This is a genomic window from Methylobacter sp. BBA5.1, from assembly GCF_000746145.1.
In the GTDB taxonomy this organism is placed as follows: domain Bacteria; phylum Pseudomonadota; class Gammaproteobacteria; order Methylococcales; family Methylomonadaceae; genus Methylobacter; species Methylobacter marinus.
Genome location: NZ_JQKS01000014.1, coordinates 103,742 through 127,373 on the forward strand (window position 1 = coordinate 103,742; position 23,632 = coordinate 127,373).

Below are 23,632 nucleotides of genomic sequence, written 5' to 3' on the forward strand. Positions count from 1 at the left end.
CGAATAAAGAACAACTTTTAAAAATAATGCTGGATAACATACTTAATTTGCATGTTATCCAGATTCAGATAACACTTGTTAGAGGTTTCCATGACACCGAACACTCGCGCATGCATCGCTTACGTAGCCTGCAAAACCATCTCTGGGACTGGCGGGTCGCATGTATATGACTATTCTCAATCACGGCATGTAAGCATTGGTGGCTCCGTCAACAGCGGAAGTGTCAATGTGTATGACTATGATCGAAGTTGCCACTTTTCGGGAACACTACCACAGATCTACGACTACGGAATTAGCGCCCACGTATCCCTCGAAGTTTCTGGAACTCAGTTCAAGGGTTACGACTACGGTAGCGGTCATCATTACACCGGCACTGTTAACGGTTCATCAGTAAGCATCTATGACTATGGCGAATCTCAGCACTTTAACTACAACCTTTAACCCTACGCTCAAGCGGGACGCCGCAAAAGCTCTGTAGGGTACGCACCGCGTACCTTTTGAGGTTTGGTTCACCGAAAAAACTTTGAAAATGGTACGCAATGCATACCCTACGATGGTTTTACCGTTGTAATATTGTCGTTCGTATTGTTTCGGAGATCGGGATGTCTGATTATCGTCGCTGTTATGTGCCGGGCGGATCGTATTTCTTTACTGTGGTGACGGAACGCCGGGCGGGCATTCTAGCCCCGTAGGGTACGCACCGCGTACCTTTTGAGGTCTGGTTCTCCGAAAAAGCTTTGAAAATGGTACGCAATGCGTACCCTACGGTGGATTTGGCGTTGTAATATGGTTGCTCGTGTTTTTTCGGAGATTGGGATGTCTGATTATCATCGTTGTTACGTGCCGGGAGGATCGTATTTCTTTACTGTGGTGACGGAACGCCGGGCGGGTATTCTGGCGAACGATGTGGCACGGAATTGCTTGCGGGAGGCGATTCGGCATTGCCGGCAACAATTGCCGTTCCGCGTCGATGCGCTGGTGATGCTGCCTGATCATATCCATGCCATCTGGACATTGCCGGTCGTTGATTGCGATTACTCCAAACGCTGGGGCATCGTCAAAAAATACTTCACTCAGACCTGGCTGGCTGCGGGCGGCACCGAACAATCGGTGACCGCCTCGCGCCTGCGCTACCGGCGGCGTGGCATCTGGCAGCGGCGCTTTTGGGAACACGCGCTGCGCGATGAACGCGATTACCAGAACCACCTCGATTACCTGCATTTCAATCCGGTAAAGCACGGGCTGGTCAAACATGTCATTGACTGGCCTTATTCGTCGTTTCACCATTGGCTGGAACAAGGCTTTTACCCGGAACGCTGGGGATCGAGAATTGAAGACTATGCCGGTCTCGACAGCATTCAATGTACGGGTGAGTGATGCCCGGCTGTTAAAGGTACGCGGTGCGCACCCTACATTTTGTATCATGCCACACGATAGGTTTTTATTGGAAAGAACCAAAAACGCTAAAAACCGGAGTCCCAATAGAATACTCTTTTGAGATTCGAGTCTTAATGTGATGGAATCCTACAAACCCACCCAGACTCAGGAAGCCAGATTCATGAAATCCCGTCCTTGCGGGCACGACAAGCAGGTGTTGCTGGATTGCCGGGTGCCTGCGCGACTCGAAGCAATCGAAACACTGGCCGATGCGGTCAACGAGGTTCTGCCCGATCGCGATCTGGCCTTCTCCGTCAACCTGTGTCTGGAAGAGTTGATAACCAACGTTATTGTTCACGGCCTCAAGGGTGCCGCCGACCGGTTCATGCAGGTCCAACTGATTATATCGGACGACTGGCTGGAAATTCTGCTTCGGGATGACGCGCCCCGGTTCGACCCTTTCATGCAGGCCCCTGAGCCCAATCTGGATCTGGATGTTAATGATCGCCCGATCGGCGGGCTCGGGGTGCATATGGTGAAGAAGCTGATGGACGAGGTCCATGCCGATTACGACGGTACCGGCAATGTGATTGTTTTGCGCAAACGCCTGCCTCATCAGACTGCGCAGTAGAGGCTTGCCCTGTTCAGGCAAGTGCGGCGAGCGCCTCGGCGACGGAATTCTCCATCCTGAACACGGCGCAGAAACCGCACATTTCAAATACCGACCGGACGTTGCCTCCGACATTCGCCAGACACACCCTGCCCCCTTTGGCATTCAGCAATTTGGTCATGAGCAGCAACGCCCGCAGGCCGGCGCTGCTGATGTAGTCAACCTGGTCAAAGTCAACCACAAAGGAAACAGCGCCGCTGTCGATCATTTCCCGGATTCTTTTTTCATACTCGGGCGCCGTAACCGCGTCCAGCCTGCCGCTGATTGTTACCACGGTGGCATGGCTTTCTACTCTGGTGTGCAAATCCATGGATGCTATTCCTCACGGACGATTGGTCTTGATCAGGAATTGTAATCTGTTTTTGCCGTCGATCCAGCGGTAGTCGATGCTTTCGGTCAAGTTCCTGATAATCATCAGCCCCAGGTCATCGGTCAAGCGCTCGCTTTCCAGCGGATTGGCCTGTTCCCCGGTGCTTTCGCAGACCAGCTCAAGGCGTTCGGTCTTTTCCGAATAGGTGATGGTCATGTCCAGCACTGCCGTGCGCAGGTAAGGCTTGTAGATTTGCAGCAATTCCTCAACCACCAGCAGCAAGTCGTTTCGGGTCTGCTTTGGCAGGATCTGCTTTTCGCAAAAGGCTTCGATTTCCGCATTCATGGCGTACAGGTCGTAGTCCGGCGAGCTGATGCGCCGGGTGTAACTGAGAATCCTGTTGATGAAAGCCTGGGTCCTGGCCTTTTGCGGGTGCTCAAAAATCTGCTCCGGCGTGCCCTCTTCGTAGATCAGCCCTTCGTCCATGTACAGCACCCGGTTCGATACATTCCGGGCAAAATCCATTTCATGGGTGACGATCGCCATGGTCATGCCCTCCCTGGCCAGGCGATGGATGACCGCGAGCACTTCCCTGATCATGGTGGGGTCCAGCGCCGAAGTCGGCTCGTCGAACAGGATGATCTCCGGCTCCATGGCCAGGCAGCGGGCGATCGCCACGCGCTGCTGCTGGCCGCCGGAAAGCTCGTCCGGGTAATTGCCGGCTTTCTCGGCCAGCCCGACCAGACGCAGCAGTTCCAGCGCTTTGGCCTGCGCGGCCGGCTTGCTCATGCCCTTCAGCTTGATCGGCCCGAGGGTCAGGTTTTCCATCACCGACAGGTGGGAAAAAAGATTGAATGACTGGAACACCATATTCATCTTCTGGCGTATTTTGGCGACATCGGTGTTCTTGTCCAGGATGTCCACGCCATTGATATAAATGGACCCGCCGCTCGGCATTTCAAGCAGGTTGAGGCAGCGCAGCAGGGTGCTCTTGCCGGTACCGGACGGGCCGATGATGGAAACGACTTCGCCGGTTTTGATGTCGGTCGTGATGTCTTTCAGCACGGTCAGGTCGCCGAATTTTTTTGACAGGTGCTCGATCCGGATCATGGTCTGGCCGCCTTGCGCCGTTTGTATTTCGGGTCGGTCATCCGTTCCAGGTATTCCAGTGACAGCATCAGAATCCAGGCGATCACGAAATACAGAATCGCCACCATGACCAGCGGAAAGAACGCGTCGAAGGTACGACTGCGAATGATGTCGCTGGCCTTGGTGAGGTCCTGGACCGCGATGTAGCCGACAATGGACGTCATCTTCACCAGCGAGATGAACTCCCCTTTGTAGACCGGCAAAATGCGCTGCACGGTCTGCGGCAGCACAATGAACACGAAGGTCTTGACCCGGGTGAAGCCCATGGCGATGCCGGCCTCGATCTGGCCTTTGCCTACCCCTTCGATGCCGGACCGGAAGATTTCGGAGACGTAAGCGGCAAAATTCATCCCGAAGGCGATAATCGCCACCAGCACCGGGCTGATATTGACCGACGCGAAGACCACATAAAAGATCAGCATCAACAGTACCAGCACCGGCATGCCACGGATGATATTGATATAAACCCTGGCCGGCAGATTGAGCACGGTCCGCGGCGACATGCGCATGAAGCAGACCAGCGCGCCCAGCAGTGTGCCCAGGAGCGTCGAGAAAATGGAAATGACCAGTGTGGTTTTCAATCCGTTCCAGATCAGCAGGTAACGGTTTTCCTGCATGATGTTGCTGCGAAAGCTGGTGGCTGTCCTTTCGAGGAACGAGGGAGCCCCGGTTGCCGCGCCGGGTCCGGCGTCATAAGCGGCAATACTCTTTTTGAGGGCGAAGACGCTGGTGCCCATTTCATAATACGGATCGGAAAAATTGATCTGCCGTTTTCGTTCGTCCGTTATATAAATGGAGCTGGCGATCATGTCGACCTTGCCGGTCGAAACGGCGACGATCAGGCTGCCGAACTCCATGTTGGAAAATTCGACCGTTTTGCCGAGAGACGCGGCGAACCGTTCCGCCAGTTCGATATCGAACCCGACCAGCCGGTTATCCTTGACCGCGGTAAAGGGCAGCCCGACATCACTGACGCCGGCGACCAGAACGCCATTCGATCCGGGGTTGTCGATGACCGGCATGCGCGTGTCGCCTTTTTCCATCCAGCGCCGGATCATGTCGGCGTGGATGCCGTTTTGCTTGATCCGGGCCAGAAACTGATTGAACTGATCCCTCAGTGCCTCATTGCCTTTTTTGAAGCCGACGCCTACGTCAAAGGAAAACAGGGACGCCTCCAAAACACCCAGACTGTCGTCCTGGCGCAGGATTTCGCGCAAGGGCTCGGCATCGAACAGGGCGGCATCGACCTTGCCGGTCTTGACCGCCAGGGCGACATCGGCGGGCGTCTTGTATTGCAGAAGGGTTGCATCCGGATAGTTTTTGGTCGCATAAGTGTCATGCGCGGAGCCGACCAGTACGCCGATGCGCTTGTCTTTCAGGTCTTCAACGGAGGCAAGCTGTCCGGCGCGCCGGGCAGCCGGTTCCCGTCCGCCGGCCGGAAGCCGCCTGACCAGCATGACCTGCGCGTTGGCGTAATAGGGTTGGGTGAAATCGACGTATTTTTTGCGTTCATCGGTTGCGGTCATGCCGGTTACGATCATGTCCACCTTGCCCGATTGCAGCGCCGGGATCAGCGCCATGAATTTCATGTTGAAAAACTCGACCGGCCTGTTGAGTCTGGCGCCGATAATGCGCGCCAGCTCGCCGTCATGGCCGCTGACCCGTCCGGCTTTGTCCACGAAACTGAACGGCTCGCGTGTGGCGCTGACGCCTATTTTCAGCGGCGTTCCTGCCTTGGGGAGCACGATGTCCAGTTCTTCGTAAGGCGCCAGATCCGGCTTGAACCAGCGCCGCTTCATCGACTCGAGGGTCCCGTCGCTCTTCAGTTCGGAGATGATCCGGTTCAAGGCGGCCAACAGCTCGTCATTGCCTTTTTTGACCGCGATCGCGGTGTCTTCGTAAGCCAGCGGCTCGGGCAGCAGGCCCAATGCCGGATTTTTCTTCGTGACCTGAAGCGCCGCCGGATATGCCGTCACGATGGCATCGAGCTGGCCGGAGCTCATCGCGGCAACGGCGTCCATGATATCGTCGAAGCTTTTGACCTGCGCCTTGGGGAACCTGGCCGTCGTGATGGCTTCTCCGGTTGAGCCGGTCATCACGCCGATTCTTGCCGTTTCCGCATCATCCAGGCGGGCGATGACCGTTTCGGTTTTTTCGCAGCCGGCGGCAAAAGCGATGAGCGCCAGAATAATCAGCGTTAACTGCGTCGGTTTAGTCATGTCCCTTCCCTGCCTGTTGCCGATTGACATTATTGGTCTTCATTTTTATCGCCAGCATGGTGATGTCGTCCGATTGAGGAGCGTCTCCGGCATGATGCGCCACCTCGGCGCCGATGTAATGGACCAGGTTGGCGAGGTCCGCTTGCGGCGCGCTTTGCAATGCCCTGAGCAGGCGTTCCTCGCCATACAACGCCTCTTCCCCGCTTTTTGCTTCGGTCACGCCATCGGTATAGAGAAACAGAATGCCTTCCCGTTCCAGGGTCAGACGCTCGGTCACAAAGACGGTTTCAGCCATCGCGCCCAGCATCAGACCGGATTCCAAGGCCAGATAGCGCACGCCTTGCGAGTCAATAAGCAACGGCGGATTGTGTCCGGCATTGGCGAAACGCACGTGGCCGGTCGTGGTGTCCAGGATGGCGCAGAACACCGTCGTGAACATGCAGCTGTCATTGTCCGAGGCGAGAATCCGGTTGACGGAGGCCAGCATCCGGTCGGGCTCGCCAAGCCGCTGGCCTTCGGTCTTCAGCAGGGTTTTGGCCACCATCATGTACAGCGCCGCGGGAACCCCCTTGTCGGAAACGTCCGCGATCAGGAAACACAGATTGTTCTCATCGATGAAGAAAAAGTCGTAGAAGTCGCCCCCCACCTCTTTGGCCGGCACCATGGAGGCGTAAATCTCAAACTCGGGATGTTCGGGAAAGGGAGGAAAAATACGCGGCAGCAGGCTCGCCTGAATCTGGGTCGCCACCTTGAGCTCGCTCTGGATCCGTTCCTTGGCGGCGGTGGTCTCGGTCAGGTTCCGGATATATTCCTTGAGCGACTGCTCCATGAGCTGAAAATTGTGCGCGAGCATCCCGACCTCGTCATTCGAGCGCACCGCCGGCAACGGCACGTCGAAGTTGCCGGCGGCGATCTCATCGGTCGCCGCCGTCAGCAAGCGCAGCGGCCTGGTAATGGCGCGGGCAATGGAGATGACCGCCAGGGTCAGCAGCAATATCCCGCCCAATCCCATCGCCGCCATGGTCATGCTTAACTTTCTGACATTCTCCAGCAGCTCCGCCTCGGGGAATACGACGGCCAGCGTCCAGCCGGTCGAGGGGATCGGCGTGTAATACATCCAGCTCGTGAATCCGACTATGCTGGTGTAATGTACGAAGCCGGATTCGCCCCGGACCATTTTCTTGCCGAGCGCCCGCAGGTAAGGATTATTGCGCGCCTCCGCGATGCTGAAGAACGTTTCGTTCATGATGGCCTCGTTTAACGGGTGGGCCAGTATCATCGCGTTGCGGGACAGCAGGGCCGCGTAGCCGGTCCTGAGTATCTTGACGGAGGAGATATAGTTCGTCAGCGCCTCAAGGGAAACGTCGGCGGTCACGATTCCCTTGAGTTGCCGGGCAGCGCCGGTGCCCTCGTAGAAAGGGACCGAACAGGTCGACATCAGAATGTTGCCGGCGCCTTCATCGAAGTACGGCTCGCTCCATTCGAGTCTGCCCAGCTCGCGCGGAATCTGATACCAGTCCCAGTACAGATAAGGCACGTCGAGGTAGGAGTCTTCCAGGCGGCTAAAGGCGATCTTGCCCTTATCGCGGTAATAATAAGGCGCATACAGGCGCTTGCTTGCACTGAAGGCATAGGGCTCAAAGGCGACGGCCGATCCGTAAATTTCGGGATTGTTTTCGACGGTGGCTCTGATCAGATCGAGGAGTTCCCGCTCCGTATGCCGGCTGATTTCCAGCGAGAGGGCTACTCCCGCCGTCACTTTGGCAACCGCTGTCAGCTGGGCCTCTACCCGATGCACCAGTGACATGGCAAGGTTGTGCGCATTGCTTTCCAGCTCGTTTTGCAGAATGGCGCGGGACCGGTAATAGTTATAGCCGAGCGTGACGGCAAAGATGACGGCGCTGAAGAGCGTGATAACCAGAACGAGCCTGATGACAATGCTATCTTTGCCCGGCATCGGCCCTCCAGACAAAGACGCTGTAGTCGGGGTAGCCTTGAATCAGGCCGTGTTTTTGCATGGCGCGGGCTACGGCTTCATAGTCCTGCTCGACAAGATAGCCGGGTGTTGCCTGGGGATCGACAGGCTTCATCAGGTCCCGCATCCGTTCCAGCATCCATTTCTGGTGCATCCTGTTGGCCGGTAAATGCGCCTCGCGCATGTGTTTGATGACGATATCCAGCGTCTCGTCGGGATGGTCGAAGGCATAGCGCCATCCCTCCAGCGATGCGTTGACAAAGGCTTCCACCATGACAGGAGCGTCGCGCAGCGTCTTTTCCATCGTGTAGATCCCGTCCTCCGGAAAATTCATGCCCTGGTCCCTGAGAAAGATGACGTTCAATTCCTCGGGATCGATGCCCGAATTGAGCAGCGTGTGGTACTCGTTGAACCACATGGCGGAAGCTACATCGATGCCGCCGCGCAGGAAGAGATTGACGGTGTGGGACTGGCGCACTTCCCGAACCTTGATGCCGTGCCTGGCGAACAGCGTGCGCGGCGGTATCGACACGTCGCCTTCCCACAACCCCACTTTCTTGCCGTTCATATCTTCGATGGTTTCGATGCCGGCCGATTTTTTCGAGATCAGCATCATCGCCGAGCGCTGGATGATTTGGGCCAGGTTAACGAGTTCAGCGCCCTCGGCGCGATGCTGCAGGGCGGTTGTCAACCAAAGAATGGCAAAATCGGCCGTGCCGTTCTTGAGCTCTTCAGCAGGAGAACAGCCGGGCCCGGCCCTGAGGATTTCGAGATCAATCCCATGCCGGGCATAGATGCCCTTGTCCAGCGCCACGTAATAGCCGGCAAACTGGGCCTGAGGACTCCATAGCGGCATGAGGGAGGCGCTTTTCAGCGGCGCTTCGGCGGCGCCAAGAGGAAGCGTAACGACACCTGTCATGAGCAGTACGGACATCACTGCGATGAGTGAACGCTTGTAACATTGAAGATAATTCTTATGCCGCATCTTGCTCATGACCATTTCTGTTTGACACTCGGACAAAGGTAATATCCCATGGAGCGGCTGCATAACCGGCCAATCAGCTGAGTTACAGTGATCTCCGCACCATGCGCCGGCAATAAAAGCGATCTGTTGCCTGATTCCGCCCTCACCGTCAGCAAGCCCCATCAGTACATAAACCATAGATAAAGAAATGCTGAGGTTTGTTTCACAAGAAACAAAACAATGACCGTTACTGCTCTATCTACTGCACAGCAGCATTGATCGGCCTGATCGCTCAACGCCGGGTTGAACCCGTTAGGGTATACGAGACTGTGAAAGAATGAGTGACTGATGTCACGCTGACAATTGACTCCGGCACCTAACCCGGATATTTCATAAAACATCCGGGTTTATTCACCAGCTCTTCTTCCAGCCTTGCTGCTCCGGTTTCTCTGGATTCGCACAAAAGCAACGGAACCTCGAGCTTGAATCAGGATCTAAAGGACTTTTGTTCAGCGTGATCATGCTCCGGCTCCGGAATATGACTAGCGCCCGCTTTGAGGAACTTTCATGTCAGATTTGTCTAATCCCAGCGATGCGGCTCCGGCCGCAACGCGTCTTAGGCTCGCCATCAAGAAGTCTGCCAGCCGGCTACAGGACTGGTTTGTGATCCAATCGATAACCATCAAGCTGACGGTGCTGGCCGTTGCCCTCCTGATTCCGGTCACCGGCATCTATTCGTTCATACTCATCCAGAAACAGGCCGCCGTGGCTGAGCAGGTCAAGTCCATGACGGCGGGCGAGGAGGCGTGGACTCTCAACGATAAGCTGCCCGTGGTGTTCGGTGCCGGCTCGGTGCTGAGCTTCCTGGAAACGAACCCGGTCGAGCGCATCACCGTGGTCTACGAACCGCTGCTGTGGAACGTATCGGAGCGCATCATCCTGGTCGAATCGCAGGACAAACTGCATGCCTATTACCCTAGCGACATGGAGGCCAAGATCTTCGCCGATAAGGCCGTCACTGCGCCCTGGGGCAGCAAGCTGGCCTTCATCCCGCGCGCAGAGCTCGACCCCGGCAGCCTTGAATTGTTCGAACTCCTGGATCAGCGCTTTGCCAGTGCCCGCCCGCAGTCCGAGAATGACAACTGGAAGGCCCGCGTCAGCGGCGGACTGACGGTCGTACTGACGCTCGGCGTGCTGGGCTTCCTGTACTTCCAGCTCAAGAGCCAGCACAAGTCGCTCAAGTTCATCGAACCGGCACAGGTGCACGGCTCCATCGACGACCTGGTGGGCATGGATGACATCAAGGCCGAGGTGGCCCAGATCAAGGATCAATATGAACGCCGCGCGGAATATGCCGAGTACGGCATATTCAAGCCCTTCAATGTGATGTTCAGCGGCCCGGCGGGTACCGGCAAGACCAAGCTGGCCAGCTACCTGGCCAAGGAACTGCGGCTGCCCATCCTGTTTCATTCCGCGGCCAATCTGGAAACGGGCTTCGTGTCCGGCGGCTCGAACACACTCAGCCGTATCGTGGCCATGGCCAAGCGGCGCAAGCACTGCATCATCTTCCTGGACGAGGCGCAGGATCTGTTCATGAAGCGCGGCGGCCGCCGCAAGTTCGACGACGACACCGCGAACACGTTTCTGTCTGTGCTGGATGGCGTGCGCAGCAGGAACGAAGCGGAAATCATCTGGATCGTGGCCAGCAACTTCAACAGCGAAACCATGGAGATGGACGAGGCCATGCTGCGCCGCTTTCAGATGAAAGTGGACTTTCGCATGCCCAATCGGGCGGAGCGGCTGGCTATCATCGGCCACTACCTGGGCCAGCGGGCCGATAAGGTGCTGCCCGATCTGGACCTGCGCCATCTGGTGGAAGTGACCGAAGGCCGCAGCCCGGCCGATCTGGAAACCATTGTCAACCAGGCGGGCATCACGGCCGTGCAGACGGGCGGGATGATCGGCGCCGATACCCTGATGCAGGCCGCCGAGCGCGTGCTGGTGGGCAACGTCAACGCCAACGCCACGAAGGAACGCGAGCGCGACCGCCGCATCATCGCCGTGCACGAATGGGGCCACTTCCTGATGGATCTCGCGCGCGAGCGCCAGCTGACCAACGACAACTGGGAGCAGATCCTGGACGACATGAAGACCATCAAGATTTCGCTCAAGGCCAACCCGCGCACCAACGCCTTGGGCTTTGTCTTCCACAAACAGGGGACCAACCTGCTCAAGACCAAGGGCGACATCGAACATGATGTGCGCGTGCTGCTGGGGGGCATGGCCAATGAGGAACTGTTCTTTGGCGAGGAAGGCACGACCAACGGTGCGCACAACGACATCACCCGCGTGACGAAGTTGCTGCACCACGCCGTGGGCGAGATGGGCATGTACCGCAAGACCCGCCTGAACTTCGGCGCGCTCTCCAGCGAGAGCCGCGAGGTCGACGAGGAAACGCGCAGCATCATGGAAGCGCAGAGCGAGCGCCTGTATGGCGAAACCAAGGCCGTGCTGGCCAGGCTCATGCCGCTGACCGAGCATCTGGTCGGCAAGCTCCTGGAAGCCGGCGAAATGAGCCTGAGCGAGGCGCTGTTCGAGATCCGCAGCTTCGATGCGGCCTGCACTGTGTCAGGAATGTGTCAGGAATTTCAGATTGAGTCTGAGATCAAAAGTGTTTGACGCTGGCGTTGGGCCGGATCACAAACTGACCGTTCACGGCATAAGCGGACGATTCCGGATATCCTTTGAATGTCGGGAAAATCCCGGAAAATGGCCTATCGCAACAAGACCGTGAAAGAGTTAGCGAAAATGTCATAAAAAGCCTATTTACCGCGAAGATCTCCGAGGACACGAAGAGTTAATCAATAACTTAAGACTTCGTGTTCTCGATTGCTGTTCCAGACCAACTCAGCCGCCTCCATAATCCCATGGATGGGGTGAATGCAGAAAAATGACGGGATCATTTCCTGTCCTGGGAGGCGGTCCATTGCTTGGGGCCTGCTCATGACCCTTTTGCGAGTCAGATGAGAACGCTAATGGTATAAGTGCCGGTTGCCGATGTACTTTTTTCCCGCAGCACCAAGTCGATTGTCTCCGCCTTTTCTATCCGGAATGTTCGCGACTCAAGCCCCACTTGTTTAATCACTCCATCGGTGATCTGATGACCGTCCACCATTACTTCCACAATGCTCTCGACAGGCGGGGAAGACATCCTCAACGTAAGAACGACCGGACTTCCAAGGCCCGAAAAAATCCTCTCTTCTTTGTCTTCCGGGTCCAAGTAGAGCCCGAACGTGCCTTCGTGTGTTACAACCTGCTCTTTCATGGAGTTCCCCTTTCGTTTGATTTCATGGGTTGCTTCCAAGTAACGTCTGATTGCTATAACTATTCGAAATTTATTGAAAGAAACTGACTGGCGGTTTTTGGCTGAAAATGCTCATACATCACCACGGCAAAATTGCTAACCCGGATATTTCATGAAACCACAGAGAACACGAAGAAAATCATGGCGTTATCATTTATTACCGATAACTTCATAAGCTCATCATGAAATATTTCTAAGTATTTGAATTGAAAAGCCTTCGTGTACTCGATTGCTGTTCCAGACGCAATTCTACCGCCTCCATCCTTGGAGGCGTTCGTGTCCTTCGTGGTGAAATATTCAGGCTAATCAATTTCCCCATAAATCGACAGTACGTATTTCAAACTGAATACACAATATGTAAGGACACCTATATGGATTATGGATTCGGCTAAAAACAATACCCTTCAGGTCAAGGCCGTTTCCGGCCTGTTGCCGTCCCCTGGAACGGCGCCTGCCTCGTGATTTAAAACCGCCCGGCAAGTCGCGATGTGTACCCTAAAGGGCATAAAGGCATCGCTCCCAGCATTACCCGCATTTTCAACGCCGGATCTGATTGTGGCTTGATTCCAGAATGGTTACGGGTGCGTACTCTGCATACGGCTCATGCGCCCCTGCTTTTATCGACAAAACGCTCGGTATCATCATCCAGCTGCCGACCGGCGCGTCCCAGGGGCTCATGAACATAAAGGGATTTTGACAAGGCCTTGGCATTGGCGAATTGCACATCGCGGACCGGCGGTTTCATCTGGTATTTGACCGGCATGCGGTGGTCGTCCAACTGCAGCGCGGGATTGAAGACTTTATCGAACTTGAATAGATTGCTGACGAAATTGGTCTGGCCGCGTATCAAATGGCCGCCGATGATCTTGGCGACATCGCGCACCGCCGCCCAGCCCAAGTGCTTGGTGAACATGATCCGCTGGGTTTCCACCAGTTCCGCGTAAAACTCCTCGATCGGCATGCGGGTCGGCAGCACCGCGTGCTGGATATCGAACAGCCGGTAATCCCGCGTCGTCAGATGGCGAGACTCGGTCAGCCAGCTTTCGGTGCCCGGATAAGGCGTGTTGATACTGATATTGACGATCTCCGGCACTTCCCGGCACCATTCCCTGACCACGCGGAAGCGCTCATGGTCCCAGTCCGTATCGGCGATAATGTTGATGGCGATATTGATGCCCAGAGACCTTGCAAATTCCAGCGCTTCGAAATTGCGGCTCAAATCGATACGTTTGCGGTATTTTTCCAAGCCCTCTTCGTCGATCGATTCGATGCCCAGAAACATATAGCTCATGCCGAGTTCCTTCCAGAATTTGAACACCTCCTTGTTGCGCAGCAGCACGTCGCCGCGGGTTTCCAGATAATACTCCTTCCTGATGCCCTTCCGGGCCAGCGCCTCGCCGATTTCAAAGCCCCTCTTTTCCTGAATGAACGCCACGTCATCGACAATGAAAACACCGGGCTCCCGGATACGCTGCATTTCCTCGACGACTTTTTCAGGGCTCAGCACGCGATAGCTGCGGCCGTAAAAGGTCCAGGCGCTGCAGAACGAGCAGTCCCACGGACAGCCCCTGGAAAATTCGATCGACGCGCACGGATCCAGCGTGCCGAGAAAATATTTCTTGCGATGCCTGATCAGATCCCGCGCCGGCGACACGTCATTCAGATCGGGCATGAAGGTCGGCTGGCCGCCTTGGCCGTTCATGGTCACGACGCCGGGCACGCAGTGCACGTTTTCCCGGTCTTCCTTGATGGCCTGCAGCAGCAGCGGAAGCCCTGATTCGCCCTCGCCTTTTAAAATCGCATCGATTTTGCCCTCGCCGTGCTCCAGCAATTCTTCCGCCGTAAATGAAGCGCTATGACCGCCGATAAAAACAAAACTATGAGACAGACGGGTCTTGGCCGCTTTCGCCAGATCGATCACTTCCGGGACATTGGCGAGATAATTCAATGAAAAAGCGATGATGTCCGGTTGCCAGTCATCCAGCAGACGGTACAGATCCTGATGCGATTCCACCTGCAAATCGATCAGGCGAACCTGGTAACCCTGGCGACGGGCCGTGTCGGCGACCTGTTCCAGACCAAGCGGCTCCAGGCGCAGGAACACTTTGGTATACATGAGCGGGCTGGGATGAACGGCAAGAAATTTCATCATCACTCCTTATTTTGGTCATCGTGACTCGCAACGGTCCATGCCACCTACCGCATAAACGTGCGCTTATGAAACATAGTATCGATTCACTATAAAAAGCCTGACTGTTCCGGTCAAGTTCAGATGGACCAAATATCCATCGACAAAGGCACTGGGAAATATGACAGCGGGGCTGATTTTTTGCTCCTTGCAAAGTCCGTAGTCAGGTCATTTTTCTCTTGCCGGGCCCGCACTTTTTATCAAAGTTTTTTCAGCTTCACCAAGGCTAAGCTGTATGGGCTCGACAAAATCCATATACTTCGTGGATAGGACTTACGCAGTTTGCCTGTTCATCCGCCGAAACAAGCGGGTTTAAAACCTGTGGGGGCGACTTCGCCTAAAGCGCCTACTGTTGGCAGTCGCCTTTTATCTGAATGGGCGACTGAAGTCGCCCCCAAAGGCTTGCGCAAGTCCTGGTGGATAAATCTCCTCGGTTGACGAAAGTCGACTTGTAGATTAGAAACTTTCGTTCATAAGCGCCACGCCAAACTGTTCCGGATTGATTATTATCAATAAAATAGAAACAATCTATTAATAATTACCCGCATTGTAAACCATATATTGTCGCATTATAATACGCGGCATCTAACGGCAATAATTGCCGCCATGAGATTCAAGCTAAAAAAGCTTATCTCCACCCGTTTCATATACCTCCTCGGACTGTGAAAATTCAGAACTTATCAAATTCTGTATCTCTTATACCTCCCGTTGCCACCGGCTCCGGGAGGTTTTTTTTGTCCGTCGATAACAATTCCCCGCCCTACGGTTCAGATGCAATATCAGGCTGGCCGCTTTCGGGCAGACCCGCCAGCCAATTCTGAATTCTGCTTTCGGCCTGCCGCACCAATCCGGCGAAGGCCATGACCGCGCCCGCGGCATCGGGCGTTTGCGTCGCTTGTTGCAGATGAAATTCGTGAGCGCCGAGCTGGCGTTTACTGTCGGGCGCATAGGCTTCCAGATAAAAACGCATGACCACGCGGGCCCGATCCGACGCTTCGAACTGCTGCTCAAAATCCATCAGGCGGATATTCAGTAAATACTCCAGCGGCTTGGCCCCGGCGATCAGATGCTGCTCGAACAATTCCGGCGGCGGCGCAATCCAGCGGTCCAAGGCATAAAACCTTACCCGTGTCGGTGCCGCGTAGAGCAGCCGGTAACGGATGCGGTTGTCCCGTAACCACTTGGGCGCGGTGACGGTAACGGCCGGCCTGGCGAACGTTCCGTTTTCATACTGTAAATAAGGAGCGCCGAAGTCGTGCAGCGCAGGCTGCGACGGTTTGGGCGCAACGCTGCAGCCGGCACTCGCCATGATAATGGCTGACACTAACAAACTCGAATATCTCATTTCGGCTCCTTATAGCCGGGTTCGCCCGGACCTGGTTCTGGCTCATTCGGTCCGAACAGCAAGCTCTGGGGGTTGTTCTCGAGCATGGTGGCCACGCGTTTGACCTGCGACGTGGCGGACTGTAACTCAACCAGTAAATCGTTTATTTTCGGCATCGTCGTTTCCAGCAGCAGATTGCCGGTGGTTTCGCCTTTATCGGCAAGGCTTTCCGCTTTATTGCTGAGTGCCTGCACATTACGGGTCAATTGCTTCAGATCGTCGGTCAAGGCGTTGATATGGGCCAATGTCTTTTGGGCATCGGCGCTTAACGCAGGAATACCGGCCAGTGCTTTATCGATGCCTGTCTGCAAATCGGAAAACTTGTTGGTCAGGGTATTGAAATTTCGGAGGATATCGCTGATATTTTTCTCGTTTTCCTCGCTGAGCAGGCTATTAAGGCGGCCCATGATCTGCTCGGCTTTCTTTAGCAGATCCTCGCTTGACATCATCAGCCTGTCGGTCAGCGAAGGCACTAACGGGATACGCGTCATAGGGTTATTGCCTGGCGGCAAAACCTCCTGAATGTTGCCCGCATCCTGCAGTTCGATCTGGGTCAGGCCGGTAACGCCTTTCAATCGCAGCGTGGCGTAGACGCCCTTGGTCAGCGTGATGTCTTTATCGACTTCAATCGGCACCAGAATCGTGCCCGTATCTCTCGGATCGAACCGGACCTTGAGCACCTTGCCCACGGCAATGCCCCGGTAGAATACCGTGGACTCGGGATTGAGTCCTGACACGGATTCGCGCGTTGAAATCACATACAGATCGCGTTCGCGCTCGAAATGGCCTATCCAGTAAATCACGGCCGCCGTCGCCGTGATTAAAGCGACCAGAAACAGGCCGGTCATCAAAGCGTGATTATTTCTGCCCATGCGTAGTCTCTTGATAGTGATGAAATACCCGCTCAGCGCGTTTATTGTGAAAAAATTCTTCGACAAAAGGATGCTGGCTGTCCAAGACCCTGGCCAGCGGTCCGAACGCGACCAGCCGGTGATCGGCCAGCACCGCCACCAGCGTGCATAAGTCCCTTAATATATCCAGGTCATGCGTCACCATGAAGACCGTAAATTTGAGCTCCCGATGCAGCCTCGATAACAGTTCGACAAAATCCTCGCTGGAAATGGGGTCCAGGCCCGAAGTCGGCTCGTCCAGCAGCAGCAGATCCGGTTCCACGATCAGCGCACGGGCGAGGGCGACCCGTTTGGTCATGCCGCCGGACAGGTCGGCCGGTTTCAGCCAGGCATCCCGGGGCGACAACCCCACGTTTTCCAGCTTCATGAACACCAGGTGCTTGATCAATTCCTCGTCGCGAATGCCCAGTTCGCGCAACGGGAAGGCAATATTATCGAACACGTCCAGCACGCTGAACAGTGCGCCCTTCTGAAACAGCACGCCGCAATTGGTCCGCAACCGTTGACTGTCGTTGGCCTGGACATTCTTCAAAGACCGCCCCATCACGAATACCTCGCCCTGGCTGGGCGTTTGCAGGCCGATAATTTCGCGCAGCAACACCGTCTTGCCAGAACCCGATGCGCCGACCAGTCCGAGAATCTCGCCGCGCGGCAGACACAAGTTGATATTTTCATGAACCACCTTCTCCCCGAAGCGGGTCCAGATATTTTCCATCCGTATCGCGTACGACGGCAAGGATGCCGGCGGCATGTCCTCCGGGCCACAGGGAGCGGCTCCGGGAGTATCCGCCGATGACGGCATGGATGCGGGCGAATTGACCGGTGGCTCAATCATGGCATGCCCACATTCATGAACAGGATGGCGAACACGGCATCGATCATGATCACCACGGTAATGGCGGCCACCACCGAATTGGTCGTCTCATTGCCGAGGCTTTCGGTATTGGGCTCGATACGGAAGCCGAAATGACAGGCAATCAGCGCGATCATCAAACCGAACACGACGCTCTTGCCCAGGCCAATAAAAACATTGAGCAGCGGCACCACATCAGGCAGCTTGAGGAAAAACTGCTGGTAACTGATATCCAGCGTATTCTGTGCCGACACCATGCCGCCGATCAGCGCCATGGCGCTGGTCCAGACGCTCAATAGCGGCATCGAAATCGCCAGCGCCGTGACTTTAGGCAGGATCAAGCGCAACGAATGGGAAATGCCCATCGCCGACAGCGCATCCAGTTCCTCGGTGACGCGCATGATGCCGATTTGCGCGGTCATCGCCGAACCGGAACGGCCGGCGACCAGAATGGCCGCGAGCAGCGGCCCCAGCTCACGAATCACACTCAGGCCCAGAATATCGATAATATAAATCTCAGCGCCGAAAATTTTTAATTGCAGCGCCGACAGATAACTGAGCACGATGCCGATCAAAAAACCGACCAGGGCGGTAATCCCCAGGGCCCGCACGCCCGCCTCATAAATCGTGCCGGAAATCTCGGGCCAGGGCACGGCGCGCGGACGCCGGAACAGAAAAACGATATCCAGCGCCAGTTGACCCAACAGCATGATCAGGTCCAGCAATTGCCCCCAGAAACTTCCGATCGTTCGCTGCAGGTAATGAAACAGCAGGACCGAGCCGGGATCCTCGGGCTCAGGCTCCGCAATTTCCTGCGCCTGCCAGCGTTCGAACAAGCGCTCATGCTCCGGCCGTATCCGCAGTGATGCCGGCATGCGCTGCCCCCAATCCCGCCAAAGAATCAAGGCCGTACCACTATCGAGCACCTCAATACCCTCCATATCCCATTGCATGGCCTCGTCCTTGGCCAGTTTTTCGAGCTTATGCCGCAATAACGGCGCCATCGCCAGATTGCGGAGCGTCCAGTTGCCTGTCAATTTGACCACTGTATTACCCACTTGCGTATGGACTTTCAGCAGCGACGGGGAGTCCGGACTTATTGCGGCATCATTCATAGATATTTCACCGTAGCAGACAAAAACTTTTCCTTAAATATATTGGGCCGGCTTGATTATACCCTGCCCGAATCGGCTTGACGCCCAGTTGTTACTAAATATTACCCGACCTCAAGTATGAATCAATTCATTGGAACATACCCGATTTTCATCCGAACCCATAAAGTGCCCGTTAAAAGTTGCTTATGCCCGATGCCGTCATCGGAATAGCAGCCCTATCTGCATGACATCAATTATTCGATTCATCCCATTCCCAAGCTCACCGGCTTTCCGCCCCCGCCATCAGCAGCGGGTAAGGATTGACCGCGCCCTGGCGATAGGCATAGATTCCATAATGCAGATGCGGCGGCGTACCTTTGGCATTGCCGGTATTGCCGACATAGCCGATGACATCGCCGCGCTGCACGAATTCATACTCTTTAACAGGCCCGAAGCGATCCAGATGGGCGAAGTAATGGACCTGAAGACCGGGCCCCAATAGCCTGACGATATTGCCGCCGAGGCGGTTCTGCCCTATATCCAGGACCAACCCCCGGACCGGCGCCAGCACCGGCGTGCCGCGCGCGGCGAAAATGTCGATGCCCTTATGCTCGCGGTCGCTGCCGCGCGGACTGCCCCAGGTGTCGGCAATGGCGCCGGGCGACACGTCCTGAACCGGAACCGGCAAGGCCGAAGGCTCATCGGCCGTTATCAGCGAAAACAGCTCGCGAGGATGCGGAAGCGCAAGCAAGACGGCACCCAAGAGCAGGCCGAGCAACATAAGCGAAGCGATAAGTTTTTTCATAGCCGCCTCATGCCTGGCAGAGAAAAATTGACATCAGAAACCAGGCGGCAGATTTGCTCTATAACAATCATCGGCGGTAATTTTTATTCCATGCAAAGTGTCTATGCCTTTTAGGACAAATCTTCCGGCATTATGCTCACTGCGTTAAAAATCCCGACAGATATTTTAAGGGCTTATGAATTTTCATTTCCTGATGAGGTCGAAAATTTGTGTCTGCAAGCCATAGCCGCTTGCGATCGAGTTCGGGAGTCTGCTATCGCCATGAATGAAACTGATTCAAACACGAGCCTGATTTATGTACCGGGATTTTGCGCGGCTTAAAGAGCGGAATTTCGATGTACTGATATGCGGCGGCGGTGTTTACGGCGCCTGGACAGCCTACGATGCCGCCTTGCGCGGCCTGAAGGTCGCCATTGTCGATCAGGGCGACTGGGCCGGCGCGACTTCTTCCGCCTCCAGCAAACTGATTCATGGCGGTTTGCGCTACCTGGAATCGCTCGATTTGAAACTGGTCAGAAAAACCCTGGCGGAACGGCAAATGCTGCTGCAGGCCGCGCCGCACCGGGTCTGGCCGCTGCGTTTCGGGGTGCCGGTCTACAAAGACAGCCGCATGGGCTCGCTGCAATTAAAAATCGGCTTGCTCCTCTACGACCTGCTGGCCGGCACGGTTCCCAAAACCCAGGCTTACCGCTACCATTCCGCCGCCGAATTCGCCGAACGTTTTCCGCACCTCAATACCGCCGGTTTAACGGGCGGATTCACCTATTTCGACGCCCAAACCGACGATGCCCGCTTCGTGCTGGAACTGATAGCCGGCTCGGAGGACAGCGGCGCGGTTTGCCTGAATTACTGCCGGGTCGAGCGCCTCCTGGAACACGACGGCCGGCTCCGCGGCGCGGTTTGCCGGGACCGGATCACGGGCGAGACCGCTGAGGTCAGCGCCGCCCTGATCGTCAACACGGCCGGCCAATGGTCGGCGCGTCTGCATGGCGGCAACCGTTACAGACTCTCAAAAGGCGTGCACCTGATCCTGCCGAAAGCGCTGGAAAACGACGCCTTGCTGCTGACCGCGCAAGCCGACGGGCGCGTGTTTTTCATGATGCCCTGGTACGGCCTGACGCTGCTCGGCACGACCGATACCGATTATGATGGCGATATCGAACAGGTGGCGGTCGAGGCCGAAGACATCCGCTATCTGTTGTCCGAAGCCAATCGCGTGCTGAAGAAGCCGAACTGGACGGAAGACGATATTATCGGCCGCTTCGCCGGCTTGCGCGTGCTGAAGTCCGGCGATGAAGCATCGCCCTCGGCCGTCAGCCGCGACTGGAGCCTGAAGATCGCCGGCAATGGCCTGCTGTCCTCCATCGGCGGCAAACTGACTTCCGCGCGCGAGGATGCCGAACGCATCGTCGATACGGTATGCAGGCAACTGGGCGTCGGCGCCGCCGGCCAGACCTTCGGCAAAGCCTTTCCGTGGAGCCCCGGCACGGACTATGCGGAATGGTCCGCCAGCGTTTTATATCAGGCCACTCAACTCGGCATCGACAGCATCAGCGCACACTGGCTGCTGCGCCGCCATGGCAGGCGGGTAGCGTACATACTACAATTATGCAAGCAGGAGCCGGATCTGGCCCAGCGCATCACGCCGGCGCTGCCGTTCATCATGGCCGACCTGATTTTTTGCGCGCGCCATGAAATGGTCGTGCATCTGGAAGACCTGCTGCGCCGCCGCCTGCCGTTGCTGATCCTGGCGAAACTGGCGCCGTCCGAATTGCGGCGCCTGGCTAGCATTGGCGCCGAAGCGCTGGGATGGGACCGCGCCACAATGAATCTTCAACTCAACAGTTGCGTACAAAAATGGCTATGACATTGACACCGACTATTGCGCTTGATCTGGGCTCGACCGCCCTGAAGGCCGGCCTGCTGACCGGCGGCGGCGAATTTGCAGCCGTGTTTTCGCGCCCGGCGCCGGCCGCTACGGGCGAGAATGGCATCTGCGAATGCGATGCCCTGGCCTATCTGACCACGGCCACCGAACTGCTGGATCTGTGCCTGGCCGATGCCTGCGGCAACGCCGGCCTGGGCTTGTCCTGCCAGCGCTCCTCTTTTTTGCTTTGGGACAAGATCAGCGGCCTGCCGGTCACGTCGCTGATCTCCTGGCAGGACACGCGCGGTGAAGCCGGCTGCAAGGCCTTGCGATCGCAAGAGCCCCTGATAAAAAGCCTGACCGGCCTGCGCCTGACGCCGTATTATTTCGCCCCCAAGCTGCGCGTCTTGCTGGAGGAATACCCGGCGCTGCGCGACGACCTGGAACAAGGCATGCTGCTGGCCGGCACGCTGGACAGCTTCCTGATCTATCACTGGACCGGCGGCAACCGCTATCAAACCGATGTTTCCATGGCCGCGCGCACCTTGTTGATGGATGTCCGGCAAGCCGACTGGTCACCGGTTTTATGCGACCTGTTCGGGATTCCGTTAAACATCCTGCCGGCCATCACGCCTTCTGCCGGTCTTGACCTGGCACTGAACAACGGCTGCACGCTGAAGGCCGACATCGCGGACCAGTCCGCCGCCCTGATCGCCAGCATCCGGCCCGACGGCGCGGAAGCGCTGGTCAACCTGGGCACCGGCGGTTTTGTGGTCCGTTATCTGCCCGGGCAAGACGCGATGCCGCCGGACGGCTACCTGCAAACGCTGGTCTATCAGGACACGGATTCAAAGCCGCATAGCGCTATCGAAGGCACGATCAACTCCATCGCGGCGGCGCTGGCGCCCTATCCTTACCGGGACTGCCGGCTGGAAGACCTGGCCGAATCGACGCAATTGTTCTGTCTGTGCGAACCGAACGGGCTGGGCGCGCCGTATTTTCGCGAAACGTCCGGCATCGTCTTCTCGGCGCCGGTCGACCATCTTGATGAACATCAGATTGCCTGCCTGTTGCTGGAAGGCATCATTTTTCGCGTCACGCGCATACTGGAGGATTTCCGGCTTTACTATGGCCTGGACCGGGTTTATCTGTCGGGCGGTTTGTCCGAAGTGCCGGCGCTGCGGCAAGGCATCGCGGCCTGCGCCTCGCTTGAAGTCCACGATTTGCAGCAAAAAGACGCCAGCCTGCTCGGCGCCGCTATCCTGGCCGCCGGTCTGCCGCCGGCTTATCAGAGAAAATCGGTACAAGTACCGCAAACAACCGATACCGATGCCTTAAAGGATAAGTATCGACAATGGAAGATCTGGTTTGATGCATTATTTGAGACATGAAGTCACGGTAAAAAAAAGGGGTGAATGCTTTATAATACGGAGCGATCGAAAGATACGCTTCCCGTATTGCCGGCTGTCGAAAGAACCATATTTAAAAACAGGTTGAAAAAATGCAAATATCCATTATCAATACCCGCTTATTTACCGCTGGCCTGATTCTTTCGGGTGCCTTAGGCGGTTGCGCAACCACCTCCACTCCAGGTGAAACCAACGCGAACGATCCGCTGGAAGACTGGAACCGGGGCGCGCAGTCATTCAACGATGACGTCGATGACGTTATTTTAAAACCGATGGCGAAAGGATATCTGTGGGCGACCTCGGATGCGGTCGATGAAGGCGTGACCAACTTCTTCAGCAACCTGAACGACATCGGCGTCACCGTCAACGATTTGCTGCAGTTTAAACTGCTGCAGGCCGGCATGGACATGAGCCGTTTCCTGGTCAATACCACGGCCGGCGTGGTGGGGATTTTCGATGTCGCCAAGCATATCGACCTGCCCAAACACGATGAGGATTTCGGCCAGACCCTGGGCTATTGGGGTATTCCGTCCGGCCCCTATCTGGTGCTGCCATTCGCCGGCGCCAGTTCGCCGCGCGATGCGGTCGGCCTGCTCGGCGATGCCATATTGAGCCCTCTGACCTATACCTTTTTATTTTCCGGCGGCATTGTCAATGCCGTGTCACTGGCTTCCGGCGCGGTCGATGTCGCCGATACCCGGGCCGGCCTGATGTCGACCGAAAAAATGATCGACGAGGCGTCCGTGGATCGCTACGAGTTCATCAAAAATTCCTACCAGCAGCATCGCGATTATCTGGTCAATGACGGTAATGTCCCGGAACTGGATAATAATGGCTTTGACATAGATAAAGAACTCTCCGACATGGAAGACTTCGATGACGCGGCGACAGGAGCGGCCGAAGCGGAGGCTGTCGAGGTGAACGCCGCCGAGACAGCCCCCGATAATGCTGTTCAGACCACACCGATAACCGACACGGTCCCCGTTGTGACTCATACGCTGGAATTATCGGCGCCTGACCCAACCGATACGCCCGACTCGGTTCCCGTGACCAAACATTACCTGAATCTATCGACCCCTCAAGAGGAATAGCG

17 protein-coding genes and 1 pseudogene are annotated in these 23,632 nt (G+C 56.2%); 6 read left to right on the forward strand and 12 right to left on the reverse strand.

Annotated features, from left to right (window positions below; genetic code table 11):
• Positions 1 to 816 precede the first annotated feature (816 nt).
• Positions 817 to 1,377, forward strand: a complete 561-nt coding sequence (locus EK22_RS10005) for an REP-associated tyrosine transposase (protein ID WP_036250535.1) — start codon at positions 817 to 819, stop codon at positions 1,375 to 1,377.
• 139 nt (positions 1,378 to 1,516) lie between these two features.
• Positions 1,517 to 2,008, forward strand: a complete 492-nt coding sequence (locus EK22_RS10010) for an ATP-binding protein (protein WP_235209280.1) — start codon at positions 1,517 to 1,519, stop codon at positions 2,006 to 2,008.
• A gap of 13 nt (positions 2,009 to 2,021) precedes the next feature.
• Here the strand turns inward: EK22_RS10010 and EK22_RS10015 are convergent, their stop codons facing one another.
• The 5 genes and pseudogenes from EK22_RS10015 to EK22_RS10035 form a co-directional block, all read right to left on the reverse strand.
• A complete protein-coding gene (locus EK22_RS10015) occupies positions 2,022 to 2,357 on the reverse strand; it encodes an STAS domain-containing protein (protein ID WP_036250538.1) in 336 nt (111 codons plus the stop codon).
• A 384-nt stretch (positions 2,358 to 2,741) separates the two neighbouring features.
• Positions 2,742 to 3,467: pseudogene (locus EK22_RS10020) on the reverse strand (amino acid ABC transporter ATP-binding protein); the annotation flags it as partial.
• Complete coding sequence (locus EK22_RS10025) at positions 3,464 to 5,725, reverse strand: ABC transporter permease subunit (protein WP_036250544.1); 2,262 nt, start codon at positions 5,723 to 5,725, stop codon at positions 3,464 to 3,466. The gene EK22_RS10025 and the pseudogene EK22_RS10020, both read right to left, overlap by 4 nt.
• Entirely contained in the window at positions 5,718 to 7,682 is a 1,965-nt protein-coding gene (locus tag EK22_RS10030) for a SpoIIE family protein phosphatase (protein ID WP_036250547.1), read from the reverse strand. The genes EK22_RS10025 and EK22_RS10030 overlap by 8 nt, the downstream gene beginning before the upstream one ends.
• The gene (locus EK22_RS10035) at positions 7,666 to 8,694 is read right to left on the reverse strand and encodes an ABC transporter substrate-binding protein (protein ID WP_051961839.1); all 1,029 of its coding nucleotides are present in this window, start codon (positions 8,692 to 8,694) and stop codon (positions 7,666 to 7,668) included. The genes EK22_RS10030 and EK22_RS10035 overlap by 17 nt, the downstream gene beginning before the upstream one ends.
• A 537-nt stretch (positions 8,695 to 9,231) precedes the next feature.
• Here EK22_RS10035 and EK22_RS10040 point away from each other — a divergent pair.
• Positions 9,232 to 11,343 carry an AAA family ATPase gene (locus tag EK22_RS10040; RefSeq protein ID WP_036250552.1) on the forward strand — a complete coding sequence of 704 codons (2,112 nt, stop codon included), beginning with the start codon at positions 9,232 to 9,234 and terminating at the stop codon, positions 11,341 to 11,343.
• Between the two features lie 340 nt (positions 11,344 to 11,683).
• On the opposite strand, the gene EK22_RS10045 is transcribed toward EK22_RS10040, so the two are convergent.
• The 7 genes from EK22_RS10045 to EK22_RS10080 all read right to left on the reverse strand — a co-directional run bounded on the left by EK22_RS10045 (position 11,684) and on the right by EK22_RS10080 (position 19,263).
• Positions 11,684 to 11,989 carry a hypothetical protein gene (locus tag EK22_RS10045; protein WP_020160328.1) on the reverse strand — a complete coding sequence of 102 codons (306 nt, stop codon included), beginning with the start codon at positions 11,987 to 11,989 and terminating at the stop codon, positions 11,684 to 11,686.
• Between the two features lie 640 nt (positions 11,990 to 12,629).
• Positions 12,630 to 14,180 (reverse strand): hopanoid C-3 methylase HpnR, encoded by a 1,551-nt coding sequence (hpnR, locus tag EK22_RS10050; RefSeq protein WP_232216374.1) that lies wholly within the window; start codon positions 14,178 to 14,180, stop codon positions 12,630 to 12,632.
• Positions 14,181 to 14,976: 796 nt separating this feature from the next.
• A complete protein-coding gene (locus tag EK22_RS10060) occupies positions 14,977 to 15,561 on the reverse strand; it encodes an ABC-type transport auxiliary lipoprotein family protein (RefSeq protein ID WP_036250559.1) in 585 nt (194 codons plus the stop codon).
• A complete protein-coding gene (locus EK22_RS10065) occupies positions 15,558 to 16,472 on the reverse strand; it encodes an MlaD family protein (protein WP_020160324.1) in 915 nt (304 codons plus the stop codon). The genes EK22_RS10060 and EK22_RS10065 overlap by 4 nt, the downstream gene beginning before the upstream one ends.
• Positions 16,459 to 17,226, reverse strand: a complete 768-nt coding sequence (locus EK22_RS10070; RefSeq protein ID WP_081917836.1) for an ABC transporter ATP-binding protein — start codon at positions 17,224 to 17,226, stop codon at positions 16,459 to 16,461. The genes EK22_RS10065 and EK22_RS10070 overlap by 14 nt, the downstream gene beginning before the upstream one ends.
• 116 nt (positions 17,227 to 17,342) lie before the next feature.
• On the reverse strand, positions 17,343 to 18,479 hold the full coding sequence (locus tag EK22_RS10075) for an MlaE family ABC transporter permease (protein WP_036250564.1): 1,137 nt from the start codon (positions 18,477 to 18,479) through the stop codon (positions 17,343 to 17,345).
• Positions 18,480 to 18,738: 259 nt separating this feature from the next.
• A complete protein-coding gene (locus EK22_RS10080) occupies positions 18,739 to 19,263 on the reverse strand; it encodes a M23 family metallopeptidase (RefSeq protein WP_036250566.1) in 525 nt (174 codons plus the stop codon).
• A gap of 295 nt (positions 19,264 to 19,558) precedes the next feature.
• On the opposite strand from EK22_RS10080, the gene EK22_RS10085 reads away from it, so the two are divergent.
• The 3 genes from EK22_RS10085 to EK22_RS10095 all read left to right on the forward strand — a co-directional run bounded on the left by EK22_RS10085 (position 19,559) and on the right by EK22_RS10095 (position 23,630).
• A complete protein-coding gene (locus tag EK22_RS10085; RefSeq protein WP_036250569.1) occupies positions 19,559 to 21,130 on the forward strand; it encodes a glycerol-3-phosphate dehydrogenase/oxidase in 1,572 nt (523 codons plus the stop codon).
• Entirely contained in the window at positions 21,121 to 22,521 is a 1,401-nt protein-coding gene (locus tag EK22_RS10090; protein ID WP_235209277.1) for an FGGY family carbohydrate kinase, read from the forward strand. Before EK22_RS10085 ends, EK22_RS10090 begins: the two co-directional genes overlap by 10 nt.
• A 110-nt stretch (positions 22,522 to 22,631) precedes the next feature.
• Positions 22,632 to 23,630, forward strand: a complete 999-nt coding sequence (locus EK22_RS10095; RefSeq protein ID WP_036250574.1) for an MlaA family lipoprotein — start codon at positions 22,632 to 22,634, stop codon at positions 23,628 to 23,630.
• Positions 23,631 to 23,632: the final 2 nt, after the last annotated feature.

What these genes read in the sequence shown, in the direction of transcription:
- EK22_RS10005 (WP_036250535.1), top strand. Translation starts at nt 817, where the DNA reads ATGTCTGATTATCATCGTTGTTACGTGCCGGGAGGATCGTATTTCTTT.
- EK22_RS10010 (WP_235209280.1), top strand. Translation starts at nt 1,517, where the DNA reads ATGGAATCCTACAAACCCACCCAGACTCAGGAAGCCAGATTCATGAAA.
- EK22_RS10015 (WP_036250538.1), bottom strand. Translation starts at nt 2,357, where the DNA reads ATGGATTTGCACACCAGAGTAGAAAGCCATGCCACCGTGGTAACAATC.
- EK22_RS10025 (WP_036250544.1), bottom strand. Translation starts at nt 5,725, where the DNA reads ATGACTAAACCGACGCAGTTAACGCTGATTATTCTGGCGCTCATCGCT.
- EK22_RS10030 (WP_036250547.1), bottom strand. Translation starts at nt 7,682, where the DNA reads ATGCCGGGCAAAGATAGCATTGTCATCAGGCTCGTTCTGGTTATCACG.
- EK22_RS10035 (WP_051961839.1), bottom strand. Translation starts at nt 8,694, where the DNA reads ATGAGCAAGATGCGGCATAAGAATTATCTTCAATGTTACAAGCGTTCA.
- EK22_RS10040 (WP_036250552.1), top strand. Translation starts at nt 9,232, where the DNA reads ATGTCAGATTTGTCTAATCCCAGCGATGCGGCTCCGGCCGCAACGCGT.
- EK22_RS10045 (WP_020160328.1), bottom strand. Translation starts at nt 11,989, where the DNA reads ATGAAAGAGCAGGTTGTAACACACGAAGGCACGTTCGGGCTCTACTTG.
- hpnR (WP_232216374.1), bottom strand. Translation starts at nt 14,180, where the DNA reads ATGATGAAATTTCTTGCCGTTCATCCCAGCCCGCTCATGTATACCAAA.
- EK22_RS10060 (WP_036250559.1), bottom strand. Translation starts at nt 15,561, where the DNA reads ATGAGATATTCGAGTTTGTTAGTGTCAGCCATTATCATGGCGAGTGCC.
- EK22_RS10065 (WP_020160324.1), bottom strand. Translation starts at nt 16,472, where the DNA reads ATGGGCAGAAATAATCACGCTTTGATGACCGGCCTGTTTCTGGTCGCT.
- EK22_RS10070 (WP_081917836.1), bottom strand. Translation starts at nt 17,226, where the DNA reads ATGGAAAATATCTGGACCCGCTTCGGGGAGAAGGTGGTTCATGAAAAT.
- EK22_RS10075 (WP_036250564.1), bottom strand. Translation starts at nt 18,479, where the DNA reads ATGAATGATGCCGCAATAAGTCCGGACTCCCCGTCGCTGCTGAAAGTC.
- EK22_RS10080 (WP_036250566.1), bottom strand. Translation starts at nt 19,263, where the DNA reads ATGAAAAAACTTATCGCTTCGCTTATGTTGCTCGGCCTGCTCTTGGGT.
- EK22_RS10085 (WP_036250569.1), top strand. Translation starts at nt 19,559, where the DNA reads ATGTACCGGGATTTTGCGCGGCTTAAAGAGCGGAATTTCGATGTACTG.
- EK22_RS10090 (WP_235209277.1), top strand. Translation starts at nt 21,121, where the DNA reads ATGGCTATGACATTGACACCGACTATTGCGCTTGATCTGGGCTCGACC.
- EK22_RS10095 (WP_036250574.1), top strand. Translation starts at nt 22,632, where the DNA reads ATGCAAATATCCATTATCAATACCCGCTTATTTACCGCTGGCCTGATT.